The 23,003-nt window shown below is 37.6% G+C and carries 19 protein-coding genes; 13 read left to right on the top strand and 6 right to left on the bottom strand.

Annotated elements, in window-relative coordinates; translation table 11 throughout:
- Window positions 1-36 precede the first annotated feature (36 nt).
- The gene (locus V6R96_RS16860) at window positions 37-708 is read right to left on the bottom strand and encodes a response regulator transcription factor (protein ID WP_111955790.1); all 672 of its coding nucleotides are present in this window, start codon (window positions 706-708) and stop codon (window positions 37-39) included.
- A 180-nt stretch (window positions 709-888) separates the two neighbouring features.
- Between V6R96_RS16860 and tssO the strand changes: the two genes are divergently transcribed.
- The 13 genes from tssO (at window position 889) to polA (ending at window position 19,620) form a co-directional block, all read left to right on the top strand.
- On the top strand, window positions 889-1,422 hold the full coding sequence (gene tssO, locus V6R96_RS16855) for a type VI secretion system TssO (protein WP_223558503.1): 534 nt from the start codon (window positions 889-891) through the stop codon (window positions 1,420-1,422).
- Between the two features lie 16 nt (window positions 1,423-1,438).
- Window positions 1,439-1,966: a type VI secretion system transmembrane protein TssO gene (locus V6R96_RS16850; protein ID WP_223558504.1), complete on the top strand. Its 528-nt coding sequence runs from the start codon at window positions 1,439-1,441 to the stop codon at window positions 1,964-1,966.
- Window positions 1,967-2,011: 45 nt separating this feature from the next.
- Window positions 2,012-2,920 (top strand): PKD domain-containing protein, encoded by a 909-nt coding sequence (locus V6R96_RS16845; protein ID WP_111955796.1) that lies wholly within the window; start codon window positions 2,012-2,014, stop codon window positions 2,918-2,920.
- A 44-nt stretch (window positions 2,921-2,964) separates the two neighbouring features.
- Window positions 2,965-5,364 carry a type VI secretion system protein TssR domain-containing protein gene (tssR, locus tag V6R96_RS16840; RefSeq protein WP_111955798.1) on the top strand — a complete coding sequence of 800 codons (2,400 nt, stop codon included), beginning with the start codon at window positions 2,965-2,967 and terminating at the stop codon, window positions 5,362-5,364.
- An 818-nt stretch (window positions 5,365-6,182) separates the two neighbouring features.
- Window positions 6,183-8,678, top strand: a complete 2,496-nt coding sequence (locus V6R96_RS16835; RefSeq protein ID WP_336379659.1) for an ATP-dependent Clp protease ATP-binding subunit — start codon at window positions 6,183-6,185, stop codon at window positions 8,676-8,678.
- Between the two features lie 75 nt (window positions 8,679-8,753).
- Window positions 8,754-9,626, top strand: coding sequence for a lytic transglycosylase domain-containing protein (locus V6R96_RS16830; protein ID WP_336379658.1), 873 nt, complete (start codon window positions 8,754-8,756; stop codon window positions 9,624-9,626).
- A 357-nt stretch (window positions 9,627-9,983) separates the two neighbouring features.
- The gene (tssD, locus tag V6R96_RS16825) at window positions 9,984-10,394 is read left to right on the top strand and encodes a type VI secretion system tube protein TssD (RefSeq protein WP_174772299.1); all 411 of its coding nucleotides are present in this window, start codon (window positions 9,984-9,986) and stop codon (window positions 10,392-10,394) included.
- A 207-nt stretch (window positions 10,395-10,601) separates the two neighbouring features.
- Window positions 10,602-12,797, top strand: coding sequence for a phage baseplate assembly protein V (locus V6R96_RS16820; RefSeq protein ID WP_336379657.1), 2,196 nt, complete (start codon window positions 10,602-10,604; stop codon window positions 12,795-12,797).
- A gap of 33 nt (window positions 12,798-12,830) precedes the next feature.
- The gene (locus V6R96_RS16815) at window positions 12,831-13,685 is read left to right on the top strand and encodes a hypothetical protein (RefSeq protein WP_336379656.1); all 855 of its coding nucleotides are present in this window, start codon (window positions 12,831-12,833) and stop codon (window positions 13,683-13,685) included.
- 19 nt (window positions 13,686-13,704) lie between these two features.
- Window positions 13,705-14,967: a PAAR-like protein gene (locus V6R96_RS16810; RefSeq protein WP_111955810.1), complete on the top strand. Its 1,263-nt coding sequence runs from the start codon at window positions 13,705-13,707 to the stop codon at window positions 14,965-14,967.
- A gap of 1 nt (window position 14,968) precedes the next feature.
- On the top strand, window positions 14,969-15,883 hold the full coding sequence (locus V6R96_RS16805) for an ankyrin repeat domain-containing protein (RefSeq protein ID WP_336379655.1): 915 nt from the start codon (window positions 14,969-14,971) through the stop codon (window positions 15,881-15,883).
- Between the two features lie 308 nt (window positions 15,884-16,191).
- Complete coding sequence (gene tssD / locus V6R96_RS16800; RefSeq protein WP_174772298.1) at window positions 16,192-16,602, top strand: type VI secretion system tube protein TssD; 411 nt, start codon at window positions 16,192-16,194, stop codon at window positions 16,600-16,602.
- A 183-nt stretch (window positions 16,603-16,785) separates the two neighbouring features.
- The gene (gene polA, locus V6R96_RS16795; protein ID WP_336379654.1) at window positions 16,786-19,620 is read left to right on the top strand and encodes a DNA polymerase I; all 2,835 of its coding nucleotides are present in this window, start codon (window positions 16,786-16,788) and stop codon (window positions 19,618-19,620) included.
- 61 nt (window positions 19,621-19,681) lie between these two features.
- Here the strand turns inward: polA and V6R96_RS16790 are convergent, their stop codons facing one another.
- The 5 genes from V6R96_RS16790 to V6R96_RS16770 all read right to left on the bottom strand — a co-directional run bounded on the left by V6R96_RS16790 (window position 19,682) and on the right by V6R96_RS16770 (window position 22,979).
- Window positions 19,682-20,275, bottom strand: coding sequence for a zinc-ribbon domain-containing protein (locus V6R96_RS16790; RefSeq protein ID WP_336379653.1), 594 nt, complete (start codon window positions 20,273-20,275; stop codon window positions 19,682-19,684).
- Between the two features lie 326 nt (window positions 20,276-20,601).
- Window positions 20,602-21,180, bottom strand: a complete 579-nt coding sequence (locus V6R96_RS16785) for a hypothetical protein (protein ID WP_111955821.1) — start codon at window positions 21,178-21,180, stop codon at window positions 20,602-20,604.
- Window positions 21,181-21,279: 99 nt separating this feature from the next.
- Entirely contained in the window at window positions 21,280-22,014 is a 735-nt protein-coding gene (locus V6R96_RS16780; protein WP_336379652.1) for a hypothetical protein, read from the bottom strand.
- Window positions 22,015-22,071: 57 nt separating this feature from the next.
- Window positions 22,072-22,425: a hypothetical protein gene (locus V6R96_RS16775; protein WP_336379651.1), complete on the bottom strand. Its 354-nt coding sequence runs from the start codon at window positions 22,423-22,425 to the stop codon at window positions 22,072-22,074.
- Between the two features lie 101 nt (window positions 22,426-22,526).
- A complete protein-coding gene (locus V6R96_RS16770) occupies window positions 22,527-22,979 on the bottom strand; it encodes a hypothetical protein (RefSeq protein WP_223558514.1) in 453 nt (150 codons plus the stop codon).
- Between the last annotated feature and the right edge of the window lie 24 nt (window positions 22,980-23,003).

The following is a 23,003-nucleotide window of genomic DNA, read 5'->3' as shown; positions in this document are numbered from 1 at the left end:
TATGTTTACTCTATATTAATATTACGTTAAATCTTTCTACATGCTGGAATTGTAGTAACCATTTTCCACGCAGAAACGGATAAGATGCAGCTTTGTTTTTAGCCCCAGCTTTTCCGTAAGCCTGTTAATATAAGTATCAATTGTACGCGTGCTAAGATTCAGTTTTTCAGCAATTTCCTTGTTGCTGTAGCCTTCGTAGCAGAATTTCATAAGCTGTATTTCGGTGGGGCTCAGTTCTTCCTGGCCCTTCTTCTGCCTTTCCATGTAATTCTGTACTGCCAGCGGCTGCTGTTCCCATTCCTTAGAGTACTTTTCGTAATCAAAGCCGTCAGATGCAATACTTCCTTTAATGAGATCTTTTATAATAGTGCTCTTTTTCTGACAATAATAGATATTCGGGATTTTGGAAAGGATTTCAGCCATATCCTCCTGGTAGGTGCTGGAATACGTTACAATAGGAGTTTCCGTATTGTTTTTCCTGATGTATTTTATAGCCTCTATCCCGCTTAATACCGGCATAAACAGTTCTATGATAAACACATCTTCCTGTCTCCTGTAAATCCTGTTCACAAGTTCATGGCCGTTATTACAGTCATTCAGAAGCATATAGAAAGGGTTTTCCATAAGTGTTTTGATCATGATCTTCTTAAAGTAGAAGTCACTGTCAGCTATAGAAAACCGGACTGTGTTTGATAATAATTTACTCACTTTTAATATCGATTTGGTATTTGATATTTAAAATTCAGAGGCCTAATTTAGGAAAAACTTATGAAAGGTAAAATTAATCTTAACTTAATTAGGGTTTTCACGAAATTACATTAGGGAAAATACGTATTGTGCATAAATTTTTTTTTTTATATTTTCACAGGCCAAACAAATCACAAACATATGTCTTCTAACAGGGAAAAAAAACTAAACAAATCTGATGTCAGAGCAGGCATTTGGAAGTTTATTCTGTCTTTCACCGTTTTGTCGGTGGTATCTTTTCTGTGTTTATTCTTCTTTTTTAAAAGCTACAGTATACAACGGGAAGGAATCGTGCGAGAAGCTGATGCCTATAAGGAACTTATGATGAGGGGTGACGTTCTCAGGGATCATGTAGATAAAATATATGACCAGATGAACCAGCTTAACATCAATAAGGTAGAAAATGATGTTTTCCTCAGAACCAGAATTATGGATGATGTGATGGAGGCGAAAAACATTATGGGCAAAGACAGTGCTGATAATTTCAAGCATTATGCCGTTCTGATGAAACAGATAGAGCCTATGCTGAAATTGAAGAATGATATTATAGGAGTAGAATCGCAGAAAAAGATTGTCCTCAGGGATCTTGAGGAATGTATAGCAAAAGTAGGAAGGGCCAACGGCCAGCTTAAAAAAGATCCTACAAGGAATTTTACAGGAGGAAGAAGAAGATAATAAAAAAATAAAGCATATGCAGGGATCTATTACATTATCTAAGAAAGAAAGGCATTATCAGTTTTTTTATTTAATACTGATGCTTTTAGCAGCTATGATATTCTTCGGAATTATCTTTTTAAAAGGTTACGATTCCCCATTTTCGGAAGAAGATGTAAGGGGAATACAAAGTCTGGAGCAGAAGGCAGCATTCGAAAGCCAGCAAAAAATCTTACAACCCGAAATGGACAGTACCTATGTTCTCATCAGTAGAATTGCAGACAAATCCCCGGAACCTTTCGCCGAAAACAATATTTTTAATGGAATTAACGGCCTTGCGAGTCATTTTCAAGGTAATAGCAATATCATGGATATCCGTAAAGATGCATATCCGCAGATCGCTAAATTCTACAAAATGTATTTTGAGGACAAAAAAGTTATTTCTACCACTACAGAAGATGTAAAAAGATTCGAAAAAGAAGTGGAAGACTGCAGAATCGGTTTTAAAGATAAACAAAACCGCCTTTATGAAAGAGAAAATGCGCTAAGGGCAAGAACCCAGTAAAAGAAATAAACATTAAAGGAATAAACACATCACAATCACTTAACTATGAATTATTTTCAAAAAAACAAAAAGAACATTATTATTGGTGTTATCGCAACGCTGCTTATTGCGGCACTCATTGCGTTATGGCTGCAGAAAAAGGTAATCCATTCTTCCGATGATATTGTAGGAGTAGTCTATCCTTCATCACTCTCTGTAGGAGATACCCTTTTATTTGAGGATAAAACCCAGTTCGCAAAAACCAAGAGATGGAATTTTGGGGACGGAACAACTTCAGACAAAAGTACCGGAATACACTTTTATAATAAACCGGGCTATTATTCGGTAAGCTTGATTATTGATAACAAATATAGCAAGACTTTCCCTGTAATGGTTTCGGCCAGATACCAGAAGCCACAAGACAGTGCGAAGATCAGTACCGTTATTGAAGCTCCTGCACAGGCAATGCAGAACGAAAATGTACAGTTCCGTGCAGTTTCGGAGGCTACACAGTTTGCATGGAAGTTTGGCGAAACAGGCAATATAGATGCTAAAGAGAAGATGGCCATTTATTCTTATAAAAAACCGGGAGATTACCGTGTGGCATTATTCACAGAGGAAAGTCAGGAACCTATTTACCACCTTATCAAAATTCTTCCGGCTTACAACTCTTTGCAGGAAGATGAAATACCTGTAGAAGATTCCTATAAAAAGGTTGATGATGACTTCAAATATCACCTACAGCAGATTGCCAACGGGAACAGTTTTAATATGCATTATAACTACCTGTTGAGAACCTATCTCTGCAACAACGAAAACACGGTAGTGAAAGTAAGCGACAGTAAAGCGAATAACTTCTATATGTACTGTGCAGGGCTTCAGTTTGACAAAAACGTTGTCATCCAAAGTGTAAAAGTGAACTTAGATGATAAGCAGAACTGTGTAACGAAGGTAGATATAAACCAAAGCAAATAATAGAGTCCGGCACCCGGATACACCAATCATTAAAATAAAATAGGATGAAAAATAAATTTCCTCTAGCAGCATATTACATAGGATTATCAGTATTGTTGGCAAGCTGCCAGGTCAAGCTGCCGTCTAAAAGAACTCCTGAACCGTCACAATACGGGCAGGTAGACAATTCGCCGGTAGTGAACGGATATCCAAAAAAGTCGGTCCCGTGGATCGTTATTTCAGACAGGTCCAGAAATACGGCCTATCTTGATAAAAGTGACGAAAAATCTTACAAAGAAGTTAAGTTTCTTGAGCCTTTAATGGTTCTGAAACATAGAGACGGAATGGTAAAAGTAGCGGAATACGTTCCCGATGCCCTGATGAAAAAGGTTTCATCAAAATCCATTAAAACCTATGGCTGGATCCCGGAATCCGATCTTCTTTTATGGAACAATTCTTTGAAAAGCGAAAAAACAGGTTTCCCTGTAAGAGTTGCTGTAGTCCCGAATCACAGCGAAGTCATCAGAAGTGCAGAAAGATACTATAAGAATGATTCCATTATGGTATTCAATTCTCCAAGCCTTATAGAAGAAGCCAAGGTCAAAATTCCAAACGGACAGATGGTATATGTTTACAAACAGGCCGAAAATAATAAACGTTTTCTGGTAGGTAAAAAGCCTTCTGTTGATATAGACAGTATCGGCACCAGTTTATACGGATGGGTAAATGCCAACGTAATCTCTGCATGGGGTGAGCGTTCTGCCGTAAAACTCAAAAATGATACGCAAGTTACAGAGTCTGCGTTAGGAATACATGAAGGATATCCTGGTGCAGCAGACGCAGAAAGCAGAACCGCAATTCTTCTTACGGATACCAATAAGAGAACACCTCTTGAGAATATTTATCCGGTAAATTTAGCATTAAATGAAGCTCCCACACCGGACTCCAAAACGAAATACTTCACCAATATTTTAGATTACAGTAAAAATTATGTATTCAATGTTTTGGGAGAAGAGATTTATTTTGACCGTTACAGAGAAATCACGGAAAGAGATAAAAATATCAACATCGTTTTTGCTCTGGATGTAAGTGCTCCGAATGCTCCGTATGCCCCGATCGTTAAATCTCTTCTTCAGGATCTGCAGCTTAGATTTGAAAAGCCGTCTTATTTCAATGGCGTAAAATACGGCGTTGTTTTATATAAGAACAATCCGTGTGGAGAAAATGTCATGACTTCTAATTTAAGTACAGATTACAGTAAAATTACAAAGTTCATTGATGAAAAAACCAATGAAATGAATTGTGCAAGCAACAGCGGATATCAGCCGGTTGGCGAAGCGCTTTCTGCTGCTGGAAACCTACTCTCTAATGTTCCGGATGAAACCAATATTGTCGTAACAGTAGGAACTTCTGCCGACCAAAGTGGAAACATGTACAACGTGATCAGCTCCCTTACACAGGCACAGGCCAGGGTGATTATGTTTCAGACCAGTGCAAGATCATCCGATACCTACAACGATTTTGTATTGATGTCTGAAAATGTAGTGACCAATACTGCTAAAAATATTGCTGAACTGAAAAAACAGAAAATCATCAACCAGAGTGATGTTCTTACCAAAAATAACTTTAACCTTGTGGAAGGCGATGCCGGGTTCTTCTCACTGGATTATCCTAAGCAGAGTATGTCCCAGGGATTTGTCATCTTCCCTAAAAAAGGCGATGTTGCAACACCTGGATACCTGAAAAAATCTGTGGACAGCCTTATTGCGCAGGTAACTTTAGACAACGAAACGATTGATAAATCCCTGAATGAGTATTTCCACTCCTCGGTAGGAGCGGGAAGAACAGATGTAGATCTGAAATATAAATATCTCTTCCCAGGTCTTACCAATCCGGTTTCTGCAGGAATTGCAGCACAGCTGATCAATTATGGAAACCCGTTCCTTGTAAAAGGATATATCCCGAAAAATTTGAAAGAATACAAACCGGGCATAGAAAAAGGGATTCTTATCTCTGAAACGGAATATGATAACTTAAAGAACTTCTATACCGAAGTCTATCATAAGACCGAACCTGAAAGAGCGGATTTTAGCCAGTCAAGGGCCATTAAGGAGTATATCAAACTTCTGAAAAAATATAATCCTACCTTAACATTCCTGGATAAATCTGAACTGTATGAAAAACCAATGGCTTACGCAGTCGGTTTAAGTACCGGTTTTGATAATTCTGAAGATGAGCTGATGTCAAAATACAAGCTGAAAGGCTGGAAAAAATCTAAAATTGTTTTAAAAGAAACAGTAAGAGCATATTTCAAGAATTATAAGAATCTTGCAGAACATATGCTTTCTCACAGAAGCAATCCGGCAGTGAAAATCCAGCAGAATGGACAAACCTTCTACTGGCTTAATGAGTACTTTATGCCGACCACTCAGACCATTGAGGAGCCGGAATACACAAAACATTAATCATTTTAATAATATCATATCAAAAGCAGGAGTATAACTTCTGCTTTTTTTGTGTCTAAAAAATTATATTTTCCTTAATTTTTTTAAACAACAGGTTCACAAACTCCCATTTTAGAACTCAAAAACAGAACCCGAAAACTTCTCTATTTCTCATTTAAGTGTAAAATCTCTCTTTTTTCTCTACAGCCCAAAAGTTGCAAACAGTGCCCTGGTGACTTCTGGCAGTGATTCTTAAATCCAAAGTCGTAGAATTACTACAAAATGTGAAATTTATATCGAAATATTTTTAGAATAGAAATAAGCTCTATATATTTGTTAAACAAACACCACATCACAAAATATTAATAGTGAAAAAATTTACGGTTATGGCAGGGAATTCAGAGCTCATAATGTTCAATGACAAAAAATAACAGAAGTTGTTGAAATTACAATACAGATGATCACCGGGTTGCAGCCATATAACGAAGACACACTATTACACATCAACATTCATAAAAAAGATCGTCCTCTAAAGACGGTCTTTTTGCTTAAAGTATTAGCTGGGTACTTTTATATTGACAGGCATACAGCAATATGAATAAAACAGAATGTCGCAAAAAAAATAATTTCAACGAACATAAAATGTTAGCGGAATTTCAGAAATATTTGATTTCATTACCAGAAAACTTATTACATCTCTAATCAAAGAATTAACTATCTTTATCCAACATACATTTTATATAAAAAAGATATATTTGTAAAAGGTATATTTTGACAGATTGCACCAAATAATCTAAAAAATTAAAAGAAACACAACATATTAATATTAGAAAATTATAATGGGAGTACTAGTAACCAACGAAACAGTAAAACAGCTATTTCATATTGCTCAGTCAATAGCAAAGGAAAACTATAATGCTACATACGGCGGTCCGCACATTCTGCAGGCCTTGATGCATAAAGATATCGGCCTCAATGAATTCCTTAAAAGTATTGATAAAGATCCCGGCTACTTTTATGAATGGGCAGACGTCCGCATTGAAGATTATCCAAAAACAGCCCATCTTCCGGATGAAGTACGTCAGGATGAAGCTGTAGATACCCTTACAGAAGAAGCAGACGATATACGCTTAAAATTGGGACTGGACGAGATCACGCCCATCTGTATTCTTACCGCTATCGTAAAACCTCAGGTCGTTTTTTCACTGCAGCAGCTGAAGTCGCTTCCCCTGAGAGAACATGAAATTTTCAACTTATATAGAAAAGATACCCCTTTCGCTGTATCCGAAGACGGTGATTTTTCATCACTTTTTTCAAACGGGTCAGATTTTACAGACTCCTCATTCCCGTCAATCAAAAGCTACTGTGTAGACAGAACGGCACAGGCCAGAAAAGGCGACCTTGAAAACATCATAGGAAGAGATAAAGAGCTCAGAATGCTTGTTGAGATCCTTTGCCGAAGAAGCAAGCCGAATGTTATTATCATTGGCGAGCCGGGTGTAGGAAAAACAGCTTTAGTAGAAGGTTTTGCCATAGAAATCACCAAAGGAAATGTTCCTGAAATGTTAAAAAATGCAACCCTTCTCGAACTTGACACCGGAGCATTATTAGCTGGAACTTCTTATAAAGGTGAAATTGAAGACCGACTGAAAAAAGTCATCACTGAATGTAAAAAAATCGAAAAAGCGGTCCTTTTTATTGATGAAATTCATACCCTTCTTGATCCGAAAGGAAGCATTGGAAATGTGGCCAACCTCCTTAAGCCTGAACTGGCAAGAGGTGAAATTACCGTAATAGGAGCCACAACACAAGAAGAATACAGAAAGATCATTGAACCGGAACAGGCTTTCAACCGTCGTTTTGAAGTTCTGACAGTCAATGAGCCGGATGAGCAGACCTGTGTGAAAATGATAGATGTCCTTCTCGACGGCTACAAAAAACATCATGGCATCGAAGTAGAAAAAAACTCCATTCCCGAGTGTGTACGTTTGGCAAAAAGATATGCAAAAGGCAAAAAACTGCCCGATGCAGCCATTGATTTGCTGGACCGTACCATGGCCGCCATTAAAATGCTGGATGAACTTTCAGAAAAAGAACTGGCAGACTGGAAAGAAACTTACGAGGCCATTTTAAAGGAAGAATTTACCGACAGCAAAGACCAGGCTAATGAGCTAATCTGGAATTATAACCTCCTGAGAGATAAAATAAGTCCTATTCTTTGGGGATCATTAAACGAACAGCCGGTTATCGACAATTCCATGCCTGTTGATCAGATCCACAAGATCATTGATGATACCTATGCAGAGCTTTTACAGCATGCAGCTGTAAAAAGAGAAAAAGTAGACCGTCTGGAACTGGCAGCAGTAATGGCGGCAAAAACAAATATTCCAATAGGCAAGATTCAAGCTCAGGAAAAAGAAAAGCTCCTGAATATGGAATCTCTTCTGCTGAACAGGGTAGTAGGTCAGGATCATGCTTTAAAGATCCTGTCAGACGCCATTGTTGAAAACCGAAGCGGACTGAACAAGCCGGGACAGCCTATCGGGTCATTCTTCCTTCTGGGACCTACCGGTACAGGGAAAACCGAGTTAGCAAAATCTATGGCAGAGCTCCTCTTCAATGATGAGAAAGCCATGGTACGTTTTGATATGTCCGAATTTAAAGAAGAACATTCCGCAGCATTACTGTATGGAGCGCCTCCGGGTTATGTAGGGTATGAAGAAGGAGGAATGCTGGTTAATAAAATAAGACAGCAGCCTTATACCGTTGTCTTATTTGATGAAATTGAAAAAGCCCACCATTCCGTTTTTGATGTATTCCTACAGATCATGGATGAAGGAAAAGTTCACGATAAACTGGGAAAAGAAGGTGACTTCAGCAATGCCCTGATCCTTTTCACTTCAAACATCGGAAGTGAAGAGATTGTAAAACAGTTTGAAGAAGGAAAAGTTCCGGAATCATCCACACTGATGCAGATTATGTCCAATTCAGGGAGGTTCAGACCGGAGTTCTTAGCCAGGATCACAGAGATTATTCCTTTTGCACCGATCACAGAATCTATTGCAGAAAGAATTTTCAATATCCAGCTGAAATCACTTCATTCCTCACTGACAAGATTGGGAATGACCTTAAAGATCAGCGACGAGGCTGTGAAGAACCTTGCATTGGGAGGCTTCAGCAGCAAATACGGGGCAAGACAGATCTCCGGAGTAATCCGTGCACAGCTGGCAAGACCGATTTCTAAAATGATCGTAAGAGAAGAAGTGAAATCCGGGCAGACCATCCATGTAGACTGGAATAATGAAGAAGAAAAGCTAAGCTGGAAAGTAGATTAAAAAATTATAAAGGAAGCCTGTTTGGATAAATAATTTGCCTGACAGCTTCTTTGTCAATAACCATAAGGAATTAAAATGAAAACTGTATTCAAAACCATTTTTACAGGACTGTTGCTTGCAGGGACTTTTGTAACAGTGAACGGACAGTTTCTTGCGGCTTCCGATACTTCTGAAAGCAGCGTGAAAAAGTACAATAATATTATCAATGCGAACAAGGAAATCGTTGAATTTATTGAATATTCATTGGTACAGAAAGGACTGCCCAGACATTTGAGAAACCTGGCCCTGATTGAGTCGCATTTCAACAGAAATATAACCTCAGGAGCCGGAGCAGTGGGCATATGGCAATTTATGACCTCCCATGCCAACCAGTACGGACTTACAGAACAAAACCGGACGGATGTGTATAAAAGTACAAAAACAGCTGTAATTTCCCTGGCCAATCTTTACAGAAAGTATGGCGACTGGATTACGGTTGTCGCAGCTTATAACTGTGGCGAAGGAAATATTGCCAAAGCGATGCAGAATGCAGGTTCAACACAATACCATGTGTTTTCTAAATACCTTCCCGGTGAAACAATCAATCACGTTAAAAAATACCTGAATGCTTGCTACGCAACCGGCGAGCTGGAAAGTGTTTTGAATAACTATAATTCTTCAAGACTCAACAAAATTTTCTTTACAGAAGGGGGAAGCGGCAGAAACAGTGCTGCACCTCTTCAGGAAACCGAAATTAATGCAGGATTCAATCTGGATGTCATTGCTGATGAGCTGGATGTGGAAATGAATGAAATTCTTGCCTGGAATCCCGGAATCGTTGAAGAACTGCAGAAAAAAGGGGAGAGTCCTCTTTATCTTCCTACCGACCTTATGCCGGATTTTCTTTTGAAAAAAAATAAAATTCTTTCCCGTTCTATAAAAGAAGGAAGCCGTGTACAGCAGCAATAAATCTGTGCACATTATAATTCTTAAAACCGTAACTTTTAGTAACGGTTTTTTTTGTTAATAGATTAATTTAATCCTTTTTAAAAACCTGCTAATGTTCTTAAAAACTCTTAATATTTCTCTTTTAAGTGTAAAATTAATGTTGTAAATGTTGTTTTTTATTTATTTTAAATTGTTTTAAATCAGTTGTTTATGTTTTGTTTTAAGTCTATTATCGTAGAATTACTACATCAAATCGTAGAATTACTACAAAATTTCAGATTTATATCCAAAAGCTTTTTTATCAAAATAGGACGTTATATATTTGTTATACAATCAATCACCAAATCACAAAATATTAACGATTAAAATTTACAAATCATGGCAGCAAATTCAAGAGGAATCTTAAAATTCAACGGAGGAGAAGGTCAGAAGCTATTAAAGCTTAACTACAGCGTATCAAGATCTACGGACGTATCAGGACGTGTAGCATCAGACCCTTCCAATGCACTGATCAAAGTTACAGTAGAAGCTACTGAAAAATCGGACATCCTTGAAAGCTTACTGAACGGAAAGTATAAGCCTACTACAGGTGAAGTTACTTTCAACAAATCTCACGAAGAAGGTACACTGACTACATTGAAGTGGGAAAACGGATATGTGATCCAGCATGAAGTAGACTTCGACGCTGTAGACGAAAACAGTATGCTCATCAGCTTCGTCGTGAGTGCAGAAGTTATCACGTTAGGTAACTCCGAGTACCGCGGAATGTGGCCTGCATCAGGTCATTAATCCTGAACAATCATCTTAGTAAAAATAAATTGGTACAGAATAGTGTATTCGCAAGAATATACTATTCTGTTTTTGCCATATTTGGACAAATCACGTCCAAAATGGTCCTTCGGAACCTTATGATAAGCGTTACGTAAGGATTGGAAGCTGCCTCCGTATTGCTGGAAGCTATTCAGAATTTATTATAATTTAAACAAAACACTTATTATGTTTAAAGATGATCAACCGATAAAAGTACAGGGCCCGAAAGGAAGTATAGAAGATACAGCAGCAGAACAGCTTAACAATGCTGAAGATATTGCTGTACAAAAAGTAGATGCTAAGCTTCAGAAAGCAGATGAAGCCATCAAAAAATCTGCAAAAAACGCACAGAACATTTATTCAGGTTCTTCCCAGAACACTAAAATGTTTATGAACCAAACTATGGTTCCCAATCATCCATCCGTCATCGAAAACAAGGTATGGTCCAAACAGCCCACTTCCAAAATACATAACGCACAGGCTATCCCGGAAAGCATTATTGCAGGAATTAACCGAGTTGTCATGCTTGATATTGTAGTGGAGGGCCAGGTAATCAGGCACTTCAAACATTTTAAACTGGTTCAGAGTGCTTCAAAGCACCACGAATTCAGCCTTATTCTCGCCCATGATACTTTAGGGGGTGCAGAAAACCATAATTTACAGGAAGCACAGGGCTTTTTAGGAAAAAGAATTACAGTAGTATTTAAATATAAAGATATCGAACAGGGACCTGAACGTAACTTTGTGGGGGTTATTACAGAAGTAGGATTCAGTCAGGAAAAAGGAAGCCTTGGAAATATTGTCCTTAAAGGATTCAGTCCGACCGTGCTGTTGGATGCTGCACCCCACATTCAGAGCTTCGGGGGCGGGCAGGAAGTGAGCTTGAACAGTATTGCTGATCATGTCATCAGAGAGGGATTAGGACAGAACAAGTTCGATTTCAGGGTAGATGCCCAGCATGGAAACGTTCCTTACAGCTCTCAGTATGAAGAAACTCATTACAACTATCTGGCAAGAATTGCTGAAGCCTACGGCGAACAGTTTTATTATGATGGTGAAGTTCTGCATTTCGGAAAGCTTCCACCACAGGAAAAACCTGTTAAACTTACCTACGGAAGCAGTGTAAGTGATATTGCGATAAGGATGAAAGCTCAGCATGTAAGCCCAAGTTTTTATGGCTATAACAGCAGTAAAAATGAGAAACTCGTTACAGGAAGCTCGAAGATCAATCATACTTCGGATATTGCCAAACGTGCTTACGAAATATCAGAAAGAACCTTTAAAACACCTTCTTTACGGGTAGCGCCTATTAAAGCCACATCATTTATGGATATTGACGCCTCCCAGAAAGGAACAGCAGGCAGCAAGGCATCGGAGGTTTTCATTACTTCAGGATCTACAACGGTTCCGTTTTTATATCCCGGATGTACGGCAGATATTGAAATGCGTAAAACAGATACTAACGATACCTCTTATTTTACCAAATTAATGATCGTGGAAGTTACCCATGAAGTCAATGCAAGAGGCTATTATGACGGGAATTTTGAAGCTATTGCTGCAGATACTGGGTTTATTCCCCGTCCGGAATTTGAAACTCCGAAAGCAGAACCGCAATTTGCAAAGGTTATTTCCAATATCGATCCTTTAAACCAGGGAAGGGTAAAAGTTCAGTTTGACTGGCAGGGTGGGCCGGATACTACAGAATTTGTACGTGTGATGACTCCGGATGCAGGAAGCAGTGACAAAGTAAGTAAAAACAGAGGATTTATGGCTGTTCCGGAAGTTGGGGACCAGGTCATTGTCAATTTTGTGCATCAGCACCCGGACCGTCCGTTTGTTATGGGAGGAATGTTCCATGGCGGAATCGGAGGCGGAGGCGGAACCGGTAATAACATAAAAAGTTTAAGCAGCAGAAGCGGAAATAAATTAGAATTGAATGATGGTGAAGGTTCTGTTTTTCTGACCGATCAGGGCGGTGCCAATATGAAATTTGATGGGGCAGGAAATGCCCAGACCAATGCCAATAATAATAAAACTGTCAACGTAGGGAACAATAATACGGTCAATGCCGGAAGTACGAGTTCTATTAATGTAGGCGGAAAAGACGGCGGAGCGGCTAATTCGGTTTTAAAAATGGATGCCAGCGGAAACATATCGGTGGAAGGAAAAACAAAAATTGAATTAAAAGTAGGCGAAAACAGCATAACCATCACCAAAGAAGGAATCACTATTTCTGCCAAAGAAGGAATGCTGGATTTGAATTCGTTACAGAATGCTTTACTAGTAACACAGGATAAGCTGAGCATTCACAGTAAATCGATCACTTCAATCAATGCAACAGGAGATCTTTTTATTACCGGAAGTAAAGTTGATATTAACTAGTGTTGGGTAATTTATTCTAAAACTTAGCAAGGCATGACATTGGAACCGAATAATGAAGAAAATAATGACTTATCAGGATTTAAATATGCCTGGTATAAAAAAGCAGAATATCATATCAATATAAAATCCTATCTTACATTAGGTACAGGAAAAGCCAACCAGACAGAAATAGAGCAGGACTGGATCCTATTACCGGGTGAATACAACCACATCACTGTGGAGTCTTCTACCCAGCGGTATATTCAGTCAGACGGCCAGATGCAGCCTTTTTATGAAATTCTTGAAAAAATAAATAAGGCAACAGAGGTAGTAGAATTATCTTTGAATACGGATAAAAGCATTAATGAAGTCACCAACAAAAATGAAATTTTAAGTAAATGGGAGGGGATAAAAAAAGACTTACATTTCTTTGAACTGGTAAAAGAGAGTTATAAAACTTTTATTCAGATTTATGATAAAGAGTTTAATAACATAGACCGTAATATTGGGCGGAATTTATTGTACCAGATTATGTTTTACCCTTTACCGGTATTCGCAGGAGGAAGTTTTACAGATGAGATTCCTGTAAGAACCACTTTATCAACGCTTTTTCCCGGAGAAGAGTTGAATTACAGCTCTGCCTACAGAATTTATGGAAACGAAGAAGGAGGATATACGGTAAAGCTGGAAGGAAAAAGTAAGGAAAGCCAATCCCGGTTTGAAAATGTATACAAAGAAAAGTATCAGAAGACCTTGGTTAATGCTTTGGAATACAAGTATGCAATAGAAGGAGAATACATCTATAATCAGGATTCGGTACTGTCAGAAGTCATATTTCACGTGAAGGAAGAGCTTAATGAAAAAATGATATATGTCTGCAGATATCATATAAGGTTAAATAAAAAGTAACAATTAATTCACGATCACTATGAGTCAATTATATATCGCACAAGGCACTCCGCTTATCTGTAGTAAAGGCAGAAGGTTGATAGGAATTGGAGTCAGTTCCCAGTCTTCGGTAAACTTGAAAAAAGGGGCCAAACTAATGGCTACGGAGGATGACCGTTTTAAAGACAATTTTATTTGTCCTGAAATGATGATAGCCGGAGCTTTAGCTGGAGTTGCTGTAGCAGCAGCTTTTTCCGGCGGACTTTTGGTTTTGGCTGCAGCAGCCTGGGCAGGAAGTGCCCTTATTGATGACTGCCTGAATATCTGCTCATTTTTATGCAAAGGAAGCGATTGGAAAAATACCCATCCAAAAGTAAGAATTGAAAATAAAAAACCTTTACTGCAAAATTCCAGTTTACATTGTTTCATAGGAGGAGAGGTTACTTTTCATCTACCCATTGCTCAGCTTCAGGAAGCAAGTACAGCCAGCCAGATGGCACAAAATTCTTATGAAGATGGATATAAGGATAAAGACGGAAATAATACAACAATAGATGGATATACCCGCATTAATACAGATGATCAGGGTAAATTAGACGAATTGTTTGGACCGGGAGTATTGAAGAAAGAAGATTTTAATACAAATAATGACAATGGTTTTTATGCATCCTTATACCATAACAAAGAAACAGGAGATTTTTTTGTAGCGTTTAGAGGTTCAGAGCCGAAAGGGATGCAATTCTATCATGACTGGTTTATTGAAGATGGAGGACAGGCCTTTGGCTTTGCTACTCCTCAAATAGAAAAAACCAGAAGCCTTGCTGAGAAAATGGATTATGCAACCAATGGAAATGTGAAATTTACAGGACATTCCTTAGGAGGAGGAAACAGTGCAATGGCCTCGTACTATACAGGGCTTCCGGGGTATACCTTTAATACAAGAGGTGTTCATCAAAATACCTTAAATTATCTTGATGAAAAAGGAGCTGTAAAGTCAACCTCAAATATTATTAATTATAGTACAAGTAATGACATTCTTAATGGATTGCAAAACAATAGAGAAGGCCTACTCTCCACATTAGCGTTTTCAGGAATTCCCGGATTGAATTTACTTGCAGGAGCCGGAGGCCTTACCGGAGGTGTTCCCCGTGCTTTAAATGAACAACATGAAATTTACGGATATATTGAAGACAATGAAGGGCTTGGTATAAAGACCATTGGAAGTGGCCACAGTGCTTATAATGATGCATTTCAGGCTATGATGAGCACAATCAATACAGACGTTGTAGCAAATAATATATAATATGAAAGCAATTATTTTAATACTTCTATCCATTATGACACTTAACAATTGTTCAGATTCTGTTCTTAGATCCCGTAAAAATGTAAATAGAAGAAATCTTCCGCCTGGAAAACTATTTGAGGGCCCACAGCTTAAAGCCGCACAAAGTATTTTTGATGAAAACAATGTTGAACTTACAAATGTCATTAAGGCTCATCCGGAAATAATTAACCAGTTGAGTGATAAAGAAGAAGATAATGGGTACACCTTATTGCATTATGCTGCATTACTTGAAAATATGAAAGCAATGGAATCCTTACTGCAAAATGGTGCTGATCCTAATATTATTATGCCTCAAGGTTTGCCGGTTAAGCATGCCGTAGCCCTTAATGATTATAATATGCTGGACTTATTATTAAAATACCATGCAACACTTAATCCTGCAGTTGGCGTGAATCCGCTTAGTGACGCGATGGTGCTGGGAGATGAAAATGTTGAAAGAAAAATGATCAACTATTTGCTTGAACATGGGGCAGATATTAACCATGTATCTTACAATGGAGGCAATATTATGGAAGATGCTACAAGAGATGATTTGGATTTGGCCAGCTATTTTCTGGAAAAAGGAGGGCAGCCGGTTATCGCCGGAACAAATCTTTCTCCAATGGCCAATTATATTCAATATAAGGAAAAGCAGAAAAATGAACGTAGTTTACCGGATTCTCCATATTATCAAAAATTATTAGCGCTTAAAAAACAGCTGACTGAAAAATACAATGTTCAGTTTCCTTACCAAAAAGATACAATAGAAGAAGCAAAACTCAGGATCAAGCTTTATGAAAATCTGAGCCCTAAAGATAAAATATCAGTCAATTTTAAAAAGAATTACGGTGAAAACCGCTATCAGGAAGATTTGGCTATTGTAAAAGGAAAATAAAGACAACAACATATTTAATAAAATATAAAAATCAGATCCAGCGAGGTCTGATTTTATATTTATATTTCCCATAATAGTGTGAAATATAAAGAAATTAAATCTTCTTAAAAGCATCATTTCTACTTTAAACAGACATTTTCAGCGTTATGCTAAGTCAAAAGTCGTAGAATTACTACATCAAATCGTAGAATTACTACAATATTTCAGATTGGCACTCAAAAACTTTTTCTTTCCCTGTATCGATTTTATCTTTGCTCTGTAATCAATCACTATTCACATTATATATAACAAATTAAAATTCACCAATCATGGCAGCAAATTCAAGAGGAATCTTAAAATTCAACGGAGGAGAAGGTCAGAAATTATTAAAGCTTAACTACAGCGTATCGAGATCTACAGATGTTTCAGGACGTGTAGCTTCAGATCCGTCAAATGCATTGATCAAAGTGACAGTAGAAGCTACTGAAAAATCTGATATCTTAGAAAGTTTATTGAACGGGAAATATAAGCCGACAACAGGAGAAGTTACTTTCAATAAATCTCATGAAGAAGGTACACTGACTACTTTGAAGTGGGAAAACGGATATGTGATCCAGCATGAAGTAGATTTTGATGCGGTTGATAGCAACAGCATGCTGATCAGCTTCGTAGTGAGCGCAGAAGTTATCACTCTTGGTAACTCCGAGTACCGCGGAATGTGGCCTTCATCAGGTCATTAATAAGACCCAAGTCTTTTAGTAAAAAAATAACATCAGGACAGAATAGCAGAAATGCTGTTCTGTTTTTTTATGATCTCTATAGAACACTTTGAGTATATATCATAAAAACTTATAACTCATAATTCATCGCTTATAACTCAAAAAAATATTCCTATTTTCTTATATTTGTTCATTATAGACATTATGGACGCAACACAAGATAAAAGACTCTTTCTCATCGATGCTTATGCGATGATATTCAGAGGATATTACGCATTGATCAGGAATCCCAGGCTCACAAGCAAAGGTGTGGACACCTCTGCTATTTTTGGGTTTACCAATTCCCTGATCGAACTGATCAGAAGAGAAAAGCCGACCCATCTGGCCGTTGTTTTTGATGTAGGGCAGGCAAGTGTAAGAACGGATGATTATTCAGATTACAAAGCCAACAGAAGCGAGACTCCTGAAGCGATCAAAATAGCTGTTCCATACATTCACCGGATATTAGAGGCGATGCATATTCCCATCTTAGGGGTAGAAGGTTATGAAGCAGATGATGTGATAGGCACCATTGCCTGCAAGGCAGAAAAAGAAGGGTATACCACTTTCATGGTAACACCGGATAAAGATTTTGCCCAGCTGGTTACAGATAAAATTAAAATCTATAAACCCGGTTTAAAAGGAGGGGATATAGAAATCCTTGGAGTAGAAGAAGTAAAAGCAAAATACGAGATTGAAGACCCTAAGCAGGTTATTGATTTCCTGGCAATGATGGGAGATGCCGTGGATAATATCCCCGGACTGGATGGAGTAGGAGAAAAAACTGCGATGAAATTCCTTAAAGAATTCGGTAATATCGAAACCCTGCTGGCCAATACAGATAAGCTGAAAGGAAAGCTGAAAGAAAAAGTGGAAGCTTCAGCAGAACGCGGAATTTTATCCAAAAAGCTGGCAACCATCATCTGCGATGCACCTATAGAATTCCATCAGGAACAATATGATCTTGATACCCCGGATTTCGAAAAAGTAAAAGAAGTTTTTGACGAAATAGAATTCAGGAGATTATACGAAAATCTTTACCGGGCATTTGCTTCTGCACCTGCAGAAACTGTGATCGTAAGTGAGGTTGAAGTAACAAAGACTCCTGCCGGCACTGAAATAAAAGGACAGGTGATGCAGCTTGACCTGTTTGCCAATTTTGAAGAATTGGATCAGGCGACTTCTACCAAAACTTCCATCGACAAGAACGACCATCTATACCAGTTTGTGAATAATCCAAAAGCACAAAAGGTATTGGTCAGTAACCTGTTAAAGCAGAAAGCAGTCTGTTTTGATACAGAAACCACTTCACTGAACGAATTGGAGGCAGAGCTTGTAGGAATGAGTTTTTCCTATAAAAAAGGTCTTGCATACTACATCCCGTTATCCGAAGATAAAGGAGAAGTGCTTCAGACACTGGAAATTTTCAGACCGTTCTTTGAGAAAGAAGACCTGTTGAAAATTGCTCACAATTTAAAATTCGATTATAAAATATTAAAGCAGTACGATATTACAGTAAAAGGGGCCATGTTTGATACTATGATTGCCCATTACCTGTTGAATCCGGACGGAAGACACGGAATGGATTACCTTTCCGAAGTCTATCTCAACTATAAACCGGTTTCCATTGAAACCATTATTGGGAAAAAAGGCAAAAATCAAGGAACTTTCAGAGATGCGGACCTGAGAACGCAAACCGATTATGCAGCAGAAGATGCTGACGTAACGTTCCAGCTGTACGAGCTTTTTGCCCCGCAACTGAAAAAAGAAAACCTGGAAGACCTTTTCTTTAAAATAGAAATGCCTCTGATGGAAGTCCTTGCCAAAATGGAGCTTGCCGGTATTTCACTCGACGAAAAATGGCTGGCCCAGGAAAGTATCGATCTTGAAAATGACCTGAGACAGCTGGAAACTAAGATTTTTGAACTTTCCGGAGAAGAATTCAATATGAATTCACCCAAACAGCTTGGAGAAATCCTCTTTGAAAAAATGCAGCTGGACCCCAAAGCAAAGAAAACAAAAACAGGACAGTATGCAACTTCAGAAGATGTTCTTCAAAAGCTGAGCTCAAAACATGAGATCATTAAGCATATCCTGGAATACAGGACCTATCAGAAATTAAAATCTACCTATGTAGATGCTTTGCCTTCCCAGATCGATAAACACGACAGCAGGGTACATACTAATTTTTCCCAGACTACGGCTGCTACAGGACGTCTGGCAAGTGTAAATCCCAATCTTCAGAATATCCCGATCAGGACACTGCGCGGACAGCAGATCAGAGGAGCTTTTGTTTCAGGAGAAGGGAAAAAAATCATTTCTGCCGATTACTCTCAGATCGAACTTCGTTTGATTGCCGAGATATCAGGAGAAGAAAATATGATCAAAGCTTTCCAGGACGGAGAAGATATTCACGCTTCAACAGCGGCAAAACTGTTCAAAATTCCTCTGGAAGAAGTTTCCAAAACCCAGAGAAGCCAGGCGAAGACCGTGAATTTCGGAATTATTTACGGGCAGGGAGCTTTTGCATTGGCAGAGCAAACTGGCCTTTCAAGAACCGAAGCCAAACAGATGATCGAAGCCTACTTTGAAACCTATCCGAAACTAAAAGAATATATGGCAGAGCAAGTCAGCAAAGCCCGTCAGATAGGATATGTAGAAACAATATTAGGAAGAAAACGTCATTTAAAAGATATTAATTCCAATAATTTCGTGGTGAGAGGCCATGCGGAAAGAAATGCTGTCAATGCACCGGTACAGGGAAGTGCAGCAGATGTTGTAAAGCTAGCCATGATCAAAATAGATAAGGAACTTAAAGCACAGCAGCTGCAGACTAAAATGCTTCTCCAGGTGCATGACGAACTTATATTTGAAGCTCCGGTAGACGAGATTGAAGCAGCTTCAAAACTGATCAGAACCGAGATGGAAAGTGCTTTGGAAACACAGGTACCTTTGCTGGTAGAAGTGGGAGTCGGGAATAACTGGCTGGAAGCACATTAATAAAAATAAAGAGATAATTAAAAAAATAAGGTGAGCCAGTACTCACCTTATTTTTTTTAAATTAATTATAAGAGGTAATAATTTGGCTCTCTCCAAAGTAAAAACATGATGCATTATAATCATGCCAACATGCCTGATACTGAGTGCCATCTCCATAGTTTGATGTATTTATATTATCAGGTCGTCCACGTTCATAGATTAACATATCATAATGCATTCCAATCCATATCTTATTTTCAGAAATATTGATACAATCTTCTTTCGACCATTCAGGATGTTTTTTGTAGATTTTTCCAGCTTTTGATTTTAAAAATTTTTCTTCTTCAATTTTTATTTCCTTATTAATACTATCAATTTTTGCATGGTTTTTAATACTGTCCTCTTTTGAAAGTTTAGTATCAAGGCCTGAGGTATGCTTTTCCTCTACCTGTGTTTTTGAGCATTGTCGAGATAAAAACCCAATAAACAGAAGTCCGAAAAATATTAATAAAATAATTGCACATCCATTATTTTGCTTCTTAGGCATAGGAGAATTTGGTGAACTTTTATTCACGGGTGCACCCGAACTGTTTTTTATCGAATAACCACATTCGGGGCAAAAACTTGCAGTATTATTAATGTTGGTTTGGCAGTTTGGACATTTAGTTAGTGACATAATTATTATTTTTTGATATACAAAACTATTTTGAATTACGTAAAATAATTTACGGGTTTCCGTAGTATCAAATAATCAGTACAAACTGTAATGCCATTAAAATAAAAGAAGACTAAAAAATTTAGTCTTCTAAAACTTTCTGCATGTGCGGAAAATTTTGTGTAATCATTTTTCACCTCATTGATTTTACCTTCGTCTCGGTTTTTTTTAAGGTCTGTATGTCAAAAGAATGACGTTTCATTCAATTCAATACCAGATAAAGATAAGAAGTTTTCACTTCCTGTGAAATACTACTTTTGTATTAATTTAAGAAAGTATTGATTATTTTAGGATTCTTCATTTACATCTTTCATTTTGGTCAGGTTTTCAAGAATATTAGGGACGAATCTTTCAGCAAAACCAGCCAGAAATGACCAGACAAGAAGTTTTGCAAGAGCTGCGGGAATGTAAACGATATAATAAAATTTATCAGCATTGGGAAACAATGTGCCGCCGATCATTTCACCCATAAAAATCAGGGAAAGAATAAAGGCAAAAACCGCCCCTATGGTTTGTATAGAAATTAATTCCTTGATGGTTATTTTATGATCAAAAGAACCTGATCTTCTTGCTCTTGTGATAAGGCTTACTGCTGCACCCAAAGCCCCAAAAGAGAAAGCAGCGCTGAAAATTGCGACTCTTGTAAGCAGTTTAAACTGTCTGGACTCCGCATTGTCTGTCCAGTCTTTTACAACGATGGTTTTTCCCTCTTCATCCATATTTTCAAAATTAGAGGAATGAGGCTGGCCTTTCAGATATAAAAAATAAATGAAAGGCAGACATAAGAGAATACTGTACAGGATAGCAGTAACGATAAAAGGACTTGTATTTTCCTTTCCTAAAAGTCCGAAATGTAGAGTTTTCATGATATTGCTGTTTTTAATTCTGTTGTTGTATCTACAAATTTCGAATTATTACAGGCACTTATCAATTACCCTTTTTCGCTATTTTTCTAATGGAGGATGTTATTCATTATTTACAGATCCGTAAACTTTTTGCACAATATCTTCGGGAGAAGATTTTTCAAATATGTACCTTTCTTTTTTAAGGTGAAGAGTTTTAGATTCTGATGGCATTTCCTCTTTCATGGTATTTACGGTTTCAAGGATCAGTTTTCCTTTCATAGGCTCATAATAAAGGGCAGAGTGAGAGCCGGCTCCCATATTGTAAGTCTCAATGTAGGTGAGGATGAGGTCTCCGTTCAGGTATTTAAATCTGCTGAACTGATTTCCATAGGGCCCGATATCATAAAGGTTAATATTCAGCTCTCTTTTTTCAATGGAAATATCCTCCGGATCATGCATTTTATAGCCGGCTTCATTATATTCATCGGGGAGAACAGTATCTGAGATTTTATCAATTCTATATGTTTTATCAGTATTTTTTATCAGGATCATCATTTTTCTGGCAGCCAGCGTATCTTCTTTTTTCCTGATGACAAGAGCCATATCAGAAAGTCCGTCCAGATTAAGGTCTCCTTCCGCATCATACTGGATTTCATATCCTGCAGGAACAAGATCAGCCGGTTTGTTACTTTTAAAAAAGGCAGTTTGTTCTTCAGAAACCCGATGACTTGCTGTATCTGATTTAATCACTTTTTCTACAGCATTTTTTTTCTGATCGGTAACCGGCCTTTTCTCTTTTTTGCAGGAATAGAGCAGGAGAAGGAATAAAACGATTAGAAGGATGATTTTTTTCAATGGTTTTTGTTTTGTGAGTGTATTAGTTAAGCCTTCGTATTTTCTTCAAAGCTTTTATTATTTACAATATTCTCTAAGCTCTTTCAAAAGCTGAAGAGGAGCTGTAATCCATTCTGTATCTAAATTATAATTAAATTTTAAATTACTTACAGAAGCTAGAAATTCTTTAGCTTTAGCTTCTCCCTCATGCTGTTCAATAAATTTTGCCGTTTGTATATTCTTTATATCGGTAATCCATAAGCCTGAGGTATTCCATATTTTCATGTAAAATGGTAAAACCCATTTATCAATAAATTCTTGATCCAGCTGAAAATCATTTTGATGACTTTTTAGATGGTCAAAAGCAGACTGATGTCGTATTGTGGCGCCTGCTGAATGTAAATTAATTTCGTTCTGTAAATTTTCGTTCATCTTTTTTAAATATATCTGAGTACATTCCCATTCAATATTTAATAACAATTTAAACTTAATGAATGAGAAACGTAGGATATCAATTGAATTTTATTCGAGGCTTATTTTGTATAAACAACTTCGTTATCCGTCAAACCATAGATATTACAGTTTTCAGGAGTAAGGTCAATAAGGTCGAAAAACAGATGGAAACTATACGTTCTGCCATTCATAAGCTTGGCATATTGGATTGTTTCTTTGATCGGAATTGTATACCTGTAACTTTCTCCCGGTTTTAGCTTTACTGTTTTTTTTATACAGTCCGTGAAGCAGTCCACATCAGCTGTATAGTCTATTTTATTTTCCTTTTCCCTGATTTTTACAAGTTGTAGTCTGTAAGGAGAAAAAATTTTGTTGATCTTAATTTTTTTGTTTCCTGTATTCATTACAGACAGCTCTACGATTCCTTTTTCCTGCAGATGAGTGGTGCCGGATTCAAGTTTTAACGTACATTTATTCTGTCCAAATACAGTTGATGTATAAAATATCAGCAAAATAAATAGAATCTGTTTCATCAGTAATTTATTAAGCCTAAGATA

Origin of the sequence: Chryseobacterium sp. CCNWLW53 (assembly GCF_037083525.1) — a bacterium.
In the GTDB taxonomy this organism is placed as follows: Bacteria; Bacteroidota; Bacteroidia; order Flavobacteriales; family Weeksellaceae; genus Chryseobacterium; species Chryseobacterium lathyri.
Note: the sequence above shows the minus strand (reverse complement) of the source record. Positions and strands in the feature narration are given on the sequence as shown.